The sequence below is a fragment of the Sulfurimonas sp. genome (assembly GCF_027056685.1).
Taxonomy (GTDB): domain Bacteria; phylum Campylobacterota; class Campylobacteria; order Campylobacterales; family Sulfurimonadaceae; genus Sulfurimonas.
This window is the reverse complement of record NZ_JALUKE010000193.1, coordinates 1-7,892: the sequence shown is the minus strand read 5'-3', so window position 1 is coordinate 7,892 and position 7,892 is coordinate 1. Positions and strand designations below refer to the sequence as shown.

General features: G+C 35.9%; 9 protein-coding genes, 4 tRNA genes and 1 other RNA gene. 9 read left to right on the top strand and 5 right to left on the bottom strand.

Annotation, left to right across the window (positions count from 1 at the left end; all coding sequences use genetic code 11):
- Positions 1-596 (bottom strand): dihydroxy-acid dehydratase (locus MVY38_RS08625; RefSeq protein WP_297485283.1); only part of this gene is annotated, 596 nt, incomplete at its 3' end.
- A 154-nt stretch (positions 597-750) separates the two neighbouring features.
- On the opposite strand from MVY38_RS08625, the gene MVY38_RS08620 reads away from it, so the two are divergent.
- From MVY38_RS08620 to MVY38_RS08600, 5 genes are all read left to right on the top strand, one after another.
- Positions 751-825, top strand: a tRNA-Gly gene (locus tag MVY38_RS08620).
- 37 nt (positions 826-862) lie between these two features.
- Positions 863-949 (top strand) — tRNA-Leu (locus tag MVY38_RS08615).
- Positions 950-970: 21 nt separating this feature from the next.
- Positions 971-1,044, top strand: a tRNA-Cys gene (locus MVY38_RS08610).
- 33 nt (positions 1,045-1,077) lie between these two features.
- Positions 1,078-1,166: transfer RNA gene (locus MVY38_RS08605), tRNA-Ser, on the top strand.
- Positions 1,167-1,459: 293 nt separating this feature from the next.
- A complete protein-coding gene (locus MVY38_RS08600; RefSeq protein WP_297485281.1) occupies positions 1,460-3,643 on the top strand; it encodes an HD domain-containing phosphohydrolase in 2,184 nt (727 codons plus the stop codon).
- Here MVY38_RS08600 and MVY38_RS08595 read toward each other — a convergent pair.
- The 4 genes from MVY38_RS08595 to rpmI form a co-directional block, all read right to left on the bottom strand.
- Complete coding sequence (locus tag MVY38_RS08595) at positions 3,629-4,009, bottom strand: group III truncated hemoglobin (protein ID WP_297485279.1); 381 nt, start codon at positions 4,007-4,009, stop codon at positions 3,629-3,631. The genes MVY38_RS08600 and MVY38_RS08595 overlap by 15 nt on opposite strands.
- A gap of 52 nt (positions 4,010-4,061) precedes the next feature.
- Positions 4,062-5,123 (bottom strand): diguanylate cyclase, encoded by a 1,062-nt coding sequence (locus MVY38_RS08590; RefSeq protein ID WP_297485277.1) that lies wholly within the window; start codon positions 5,121-5,123, stop codon positions 4,062-4,064.
- A gap of 112 nt (positions 5,124-5,235) precedes the next feature.
- A complete protein-coding gene (gene rplT / locus MVY38_RS08585; protein ID WP_297431205.1) occupies positions 5,236-5,595 on the bottom strand; it encodes a 50S ribosomal protein L20 in 360 nt (119 codons plus the stop codon).
- A 104-nt stretch (positions 5,596-5,699) separates the two neighbouring features.
- Entirely contained in the window at positions 5,700-5,891 is a 192-nt protein-coding gene (rpmI, locus tag MVY38_RS08580; protein ID WP_297431202.1) for a 50S ribosomal protein L35, read from the bottom strand.
- Positions 5,892-5,965: 74 nt separating this feature from the next.
- Here rpmI and MVY38_RS08575 point away from each other — a divergent pair, with 74 nt between their 5' ends.
- The 4 genes from MVY38_RS08575 to MVY38_RS08560 form a co-directional block, all read left to right on the top strand.
- Positions 5,966-6,202 (top strand): hypothetical protein, encoded by a 237-nt coding sequence (locus tag MVY38_RS08575; RefSeq protein ID WP_297485274.1) that lies wholly within the window; start codon positions 5,966-5,968, stop codon positions 6,200-6,202.
- 28 nt (positions 6,203-6,230) lie between these two features.
- Positions 6,231-6,328, top strand: an RNA gene (ffs, locus tag MVY38_RS08570) — signal recognition particle sRNA small type.
- 33 nt (positions 6,329-6,361) lie between these two features.
- Positions 6,362-6,904: a hypothetical protein gene (locus tag MVY38_RS08565; protein ID WP_297485272.1), complete on the top strand. Its 543-nt coding sequence runs from the start codon at positions 6,362-6,364 to the stop codon at positions 6,902-6,904.
- A gap of 9 nt (positions 6,905-6,913) precedes the next feature.
- Positions 6,914-7,892: glycoside hydrolase family 3 N-terminal domain-containing protein (locus tag MVY38_RS08560; RefSeq protein ID WP_297485270.1), on the top strand; the 979-nt coding region annotated here is incomplete at its 3' end.

Here is a 7,892-nt window from a genome sequence, read left to right as displayed (position 1 = left end):
TTTGCAGTAAACATACCAGAACAACTTCCACCAGATGGACATGCTTCACACTCAATCTCATAAAGTTCTTCTTTACTCATTGTTCCATCATTCACTTTACCAACTGCCTCAAACGCAGTAGATAAGTCAATTGGTGTACCATCTTTTCTATGTCCAGCTGGCATTGGTCCACCTGAAACAAAAATAGTAGGAACATTTACACGAAGTGAACCCATAATCATACCTGGAACAATTTTGTCACAGTTTGGAATACAAATCATAGCATCAAGTTTATGCGCATTCATAACTGTTTCTATAGAATCAGCAATAATTTCACGAGATGGTAGCGAATAAAGCATACCATCATGCCCCATAGCAATTCCATCATCAACACCAATGGTATTAAACACAAATGGAACACCACCCGCTTCACGAATAGCCTCTTTTACAATTTCTCCATATTCATGCAAGAAAAAATGTCCAGGGATAATATCTATATAACTGTTTGCAATTCCAATGAAAGGCTTGTCAAAATCTTCATCTTTCAGACCTGTTGCACGAAGCAAAGAACGGTGTGGAGCTTTATCGAAACCTTTTTTGATGATGTCACTTCTCATGTTTTAATCCTTAATTTTTATTCTAAGACGGCTTAGTGTCACTCTTTATAAATGCGATTATAGCATTTTTTTACTATTTTCAGATAAAAAGCCTTTACAAATGAAAAATAAATCGCTATAATTCCGGCTCACTTACAGATTGTGAGAGAAAATTGCGGGAATAGCTCAGTGGTAGAGCACAACCTTGCCAAGGTTGGGGTCGCGAGTTCGAACCTCGTTTCCCGCTCCATTTATTAAAATTGTTAAACTGTGAATTCATTCATTATGCCCGGGTGGCGAAATTGGTAGACGCAGGGGACTTAAAATCCCCCGGTAGCAATACTGTGCCGGTTCGAGTCCGGCCCCGGGCACCATTGACATGAAAGATAATAACTGGTGCCATCGCCAAGTGGTAAGGCCGCAGCCTGCAAAGCTGCTATCCCCAGTTCAAATCTGGGTGGCACCTCCATTTAACTTTTTTATGTTAAACTAAATACATCGTGGATCTTTGGCAGAGTTGGTCGAATGCACCGGTCTTGAAAACCGGCGAGGGTCACACCTCCCAGGGTTCGAATCCCTGAGGATCCACCACTTCGAAGCGCAAATTAATCCAAAAAACTATCAATAAAATCGTCAATTCTAAAATCAAGTATAATTTTTACCTAATTTAATTAGCAAAACAAAAACCAATAAATGATACAATAAAACCCAAATATCATTATTTTTTATATTTATGATGATTGCTTAATTGCATTAAAAACATAGGTGTTTTCATGAAATCTTTTTCCATTAGTAGTTTAATTATTGTTATTTTTTCGATACTTATAATTCTAGTCAGTTTTTTTCTCATTACTTCAAACTATTATTTCAGTAAACAGTTAGTCTTGACATCCATTACACACGAGATTAACAATACACGAGATGCAGTCAAAAAAGATATTCAAGAAATCGTTGATGAAACCTCTTCAGTTTTATACAGCTATAAAAATAAAAAAGAACTCTACAAGACAATCACATTTACATACAATAAAGAGATACTAACTACTCTACAGCACTTTTTAAAAAGACACCCAGAGAGAGGTGCTATATACTTTGCCCAGCCAAATGGAAGATTTTTTGAGTTATTGCGTCTGCCAAATAAAGAGTGGAAAAATATTATTGTCATAAACAAAATCAAACAAACTCTCTTGCTAGATAAAAATTTACATATACTAAAAACAGTACGAAAGAACACTGCGTTTGATGTGAGAAAACGCTCTTGGTATATTCAGGCTTTACAAACGGACAAGCTTATTTCCAGTAAACCTTATCATCTTGCAAATAGTAACAAACTTGGTATAACCCTCTCTTTATCTCTCAAAAAAAAGGCTTATGTACTCGGTGTAGACACACACTTAGAGGCAATAAATACTTTTTTACATAAGCTACAAAACGATGATGCTACTAATATATTTTTATATTCCAACAAAGGTCGCATCTTTGCAGACTCAATGCGCCAGCACGACAAAAAAGTTTTTTCAAAATATCTCACTATGCAAGAAAATAAAATTTTCATTTTTCAAAAGAGAGAAAAGAAGTACTTTGGAGTCTATACACAACTCTTTTCAGATACAAAACTTGGCCTAGCAGTTGATGCAAAAAAGGTACTAGCACCATATAGACACATTCTGTTCAATTCACTTTTAATAGCCCTCCTTCTACTTATTATTGCTTTAGTATTTGTCTTTTTTTCAACAAACTTTATTACAAAAACAATCAAAAAACTAATAGCTGAAAATGAGAAAATCAAAAATAGAAAGTTTGAAAATGTAACAGCGGTGCAAACAAATATTAAAGAGTTTCAGGAGTTAAGCAGATCACAGGTAGAGATGTCACAGAGCATTCACAACTATCAAAAGCAATTACAATCTCTACTTGATGCCATTGTACAGCTTATTGCCAAAGCTATTGATGCAAAATCACCTTACACGGCAGGACATTGTGAGCGTGTCCCTGTTCTTGCCCAGATGTTGCTTGAAACACTTAACAAAGAAGATAAACTCTTTAAAGATTTTCACTTTGATGATGAAGATGAAAAAAAAGCTTTTAAACTTGGTGCTTGGCTACATGACTGCGGCAAAGTAACAACCCCAGAATATGTAATAGATAAATCTGTAAAACTTGAAACAATCTACAATCGTATTCATGAAATTCGTATGCGTTTTGAAGTGCTTTATCGTGATGCATACATCAGCTACTTAGAAGCACTAGCAAAAGGAGAAGCAGAAGAGGAGTCCAAAAATAGACTCAAACGCAGACAGCAGCAGTTGCATGATGATTTTGCTTTTATAGCAACATCAAATGTTGGCAGCGAATTTATGGATGAATCAAAACAAAGACGCATAAAAACAATAGCACAAGAAGAGTGGACTAGATATTTTGATAACACTTTAGGCTTAGGAGAGAGTGAAACGCAGCGTTATTATGAGGAAAAGAGAGTGCTTCCAACTCAAGAAAAACTGCTTGATGACAAGGCATATCATATTATTCAAAGAGAAAATTTCAACTTTGAAGAATATAAGCATTATAGATTTAAAGAAGATGTCCCCAAACAGCTTTACAATTATGGCGAAATTTACAATTTATGTATAGAAAAAGGCACACTTACAACTGAAGAGCGATACAAAATAAACGAGCATATCATAATGACAATAAAAATGCTTGAAGCCATTCCTTTTCCAGATAAACTGCATAATGTAGCAAAATATGCAGGAACACACCATGAAAAACTTGATGGAAGCGGTTATCCGCGTAAACTAACCAAAGAGCGGTTAAGTATTCCTGAACGGGTAATGGCAATTGCAGATATTTTTGAAGCGCTGTGTGCCTCTGACCGTCCCTATAAAAAGGCAAAAACACTCTCCCAAGCACTGCAAATAATGCACTATATGGTTAAAGATGGGCATATAGATGGGGAAATATTTTCTGTTTTTGTTAGCAGTGGCACATATTTAAAGTATGCAAAACAGTTTTTGCAAGAAGATCAGATTGATGCTGTTAATACAAAAAAAATATTAGGAGAGTCCTAGATTACGCATAAAATTCCCAGCTATAATTCTACTTCTTTGTTTGAAAAAATTAGCTATTTCGGGGTTGTAAACTGTATCTAAAGTCTGTGCAAATAACTCTAACCATCTTTGAAAAGCCTGAGTAGAAAGGTTCTCAATATTGAGATGTGGAGCAAAAGGATTCCCTTTATATGCGCTATCGCCTATGGCTATTGATGCCCAAAAATTTGTCAAAAGTTCCAAATGCGCTGCCCATGTATCACTCTTCAAATCATCTCCTAATTTTGCAATAAAAAAAGGACCGACAATATCGTCTTGTAATACTTTTGCATAAAAAATCTTCACCATTTTATTTAGGTTTTCTTTTGTTACATCATTATACGGCATATTTTCTCTTTATGTTTTAATTGTGGGAGTATACCAAATTTATCACTTAAATCTAAGGTGATACCTCCATAAAAAAACAGTACTTATTTTTTCCCTGCTGCTTCGCTCTATACATCGCTTCATCTGAATGTTTTTTAATTTCATAAGCAGACTTGGAATCCTCGGGATATTTTGCAATTCCAATACTAGCAGAAACGACAATGCTTTCATTTTTACATTTTTGACTTATTCTTTTTAATAGAGCATCGGCTCTGTCTCGTAACTCTTTTTCATCTGTATAACTCACAATACTCACAAATTCATCACCACCCATTCTTGCTGAAAATCTATTAATTTCTCTAATTCTTTTAGCGACCTCTATAAGAACAATATCTCCCATTTCATGCCCATGAACATCATTTATTTCTTTAAATCCATCTAAGTCTATGAAAAACAGTGCAAATTTTTCTTTAGTATGTTCATATCTTTCAAGATGTTCTTGCAACATTTTTTCAAATAAATTACGATTCGGTAATTGTGTTAAACTATCATGTCCTGCACGGAATGTTGATTCATTCACATCCTCTCGTAGCATTGCAATCTTTTTTTGAAGTTCAGAGATAAGTCTAAAATAGTACAAAGGCAGCACTACATACGCAACTAACCAACCAATGCCAGCATCTAAATTTGCTTGCCAATAAGGTGAATATTTTAAGAGGACAATCCATGATAAAATAACTGTTATATAGGTTATATAGCCAACTTTTAGACCATAACGAGTTCCATATCCAATGATAAACCAAAGCAATGCACCAGCATAGTATACACCTAACTCACCTACAAGATAAAAAGCAATAATAGTTGCAACTATATCTGAAATCATAATCAAAATTATTCTCAGGTTTTGATACAGAAATGGGAAAAATCTTAGAAAGATAAAATAATAGAAGATGTTTAAAGCAATAACAGCAAGAGGAAGGGCAACAACATCAAAAAATGAATATATTCCAAAATGTCCACCTTTATCATAAATATAAAAGAGGTTCAAGGTAAAAATAGAAACAAGTGCAATCCGAAGAAATACCTGCATCTTTTCATTTTTAAAAGTCTGTTTCTGTTCTAAAGTGAGTTCCATAAATATCCAAAATAGAATTTTATATTCATTTTACTTCTTATAGACTTAATATATATTAAATTTAGTGAGTTTATAAATAAGAGAAGATTAATCTAACCCAAAAGGGGTTAGATTACTTTGCTAGTGCAGCTTTTGAAGCTTCAACAACTGCAGTAAACGCAGCTGCATCATTCATTGCCATATCAGCAAGAATTTTACGATCGAGTTCGATACCAGATTTGCTAAGACCATTTATAAAAGTTGAATAGTTCATACCATTTAAACGACAAGCAGCATTAATACGGATAATCCATAGTTTACGGAATTCACGTTTTTTTTGCTTTCTATCACGGAACGCATACATCATTGAGCGTTCAATTTGCTCTTTTGCTTTTCTGAAGTGTTTACGGCGACCGCTATAAAAACCTTTTGCTAATTTTAATATCTTTTTGTGTCTTCTTCTACGAACAACACCTGTTTTAACTCTTGGCATATCTTTCCTTTTTCTTTACCTAGCTATTTAAATAGTCAAGGTGCCACATCTTTGGTGGACTTGCCCAACTCTTAAAAGTTGGAGATTTTAATGAAAAACTAAAATTAGTTAATCATACCCTTAATGTTTTTCTCATCTACTTTTGCAATCACTTTTGGAGTGTTTTGCCCACGACGAGTATCTGCATCTTGTTTTGTAAGAATATGGCTTCTAAACGCAGTTCCGCGTTTAACTTGACCATTTTTCTTAACTTTAAAACGCTTTACAGCGCCTTTTACCGATTTCATTTTTGGCATCGATAATCCTTTTCGTAAAATTTTGGAAACGCAATTATACCCAAACTTTTCTAAAATTTTGCTATACTTCACTCATGATAATAGACAATTCAATAAAACACATAGAAAATGCACTTAAAGATTTGGACGATGAAGTACAAAAAATACTGCTAAACTGGGACATTCCACTCAATGAAAAAGACAACCTAATGCTCCCAATTTTACAGCAAAAAAAAGTTCTCACACAGACTTTAGAGGACTTAACCTACCTAAAAGAGCACCCACCAACACCAAATCAGCCCTGCGGTATTTCAAAATATAGAAATGATTAAGCTAAATTTGCTATAATTTCACCGCTTCTCTTTAGACCTGTGCAATAGGGTTGTGAGACAATGTGTCAGAGTAGGAATACAGCAGCACACCTTACTTCCTTATGTGCCGCAGCCATCTGGAGAGAGGCACCTTTAATAAAACAAACAAAAAGAGAAACTATGCTCTACATAGTAACCGCTCTCAAACCAGAAGCTCAAGCCTTCGTTGACTATCATAAAAACCTCAAAAAAGAAAAACTCGACAACTTTACCATCTTTAAAAACAAAAAACTTACACTTATCATCTCACATCTTGGCGTAGCAAACGCGAGAGTTGCCACACAGACACTCATTAACCATTTTGACATTACAGATGATGACATCTACTGCAACATCGGCATTTGCGGTGCGGCTTCAAAGTACCCCATCGGTGCATTGCTCAATATTGGCTCCCTCACTTACAATGATAACAGCTACCAACTGAGCAATGCCCCAGAGCATCTCACCTGCTGCGATGAAGCTATACAAACGAACAAATATAACACCGTAGATATGGAGAGTTTTGGATTTTATGACGCTGTTGTCCATAACCCTGCCATTAAAAAAGCCTACATTTTTAAAGTGGTGAGTGACCATTTCGAGCCGCACAAAGTCAACAAAGAGAAGACAAAATCACTTATTTTTAACACAATTGATGCTATAAATGAACAAATAAACTTTTAGGAATTTACTTTGAAAATATTTTTACTTCTTTTAACTCTTTTTCTTACACTAAACGCAGCCAACTCCATAGATGATGCAACACTTAAAAAGATGATAGGACGGATGCTCATCGTCGGCTTTGACGGGCAGAGTGTGGACAAAAACTCTCAAATAGTAAAAGATATGCAAAATTATCATCTCGGTGGCGTCATTCTTTTTGATGTCAACTATCATGATAGAAGCAAACAAAAAAACATCACCTCACCAAAACAGCTCCAAAAGCTCACAGCCGCACTCAAAGCGTTCTCTCCTGAACCTATTTTCATAGCCGTCGACCAAGAGGGCGGTAAAGTTGCGCGTCTCAAACCAAAATATGGCTTTACTCCAATCCCTTCTGCGTTTAGCATTGCAAAAATGCCCTTACAAAAAGCAAAAACACTCTACCAAACGCAGTCACAAATGTTGCAGCGAAATGGCATAAACTGTAACTTCGCTCCTGTGTTAGATTTGAGTGTAAATCCAAAAAACAAGGTAATCGTAGGACTTGAGCGCTCTTTTGGTAAAAGTCCAAAAAAAGTTGCCAAGTATGCCGAGCTGCTCATCGACACCCAAACGCAGCACAATATCATTTCCGTATGTAAACACTTCCCCGGTCACGGCTCTTCACTTGGAGATTCGCATAAGGGTTTTGTGGATGTCAGCAACACATGGAGCAAAAAAGAGCTCGAACCCTACAAAATGCTTATAAAAAAGCATAAAATTGATGCCATAATGACCGCGCACATCTTTAACAAACATCTCGACCCACTCTACCCTGCCACACTCTCCTACAAAGTCAACACCAAGCTGCTGCGAAACAGACTCGGCTTTAAGGGCGTCATTATCAGTGACGATATGCAGATGCGCGCCATCTCCAAATACTACTCACTCAAAGAGGCAACGACCCTCGCCATAAACGCAGGTGTGGACATTTTGCTCTTTGGAAATCAGCTCTCACACAACTCCGTAA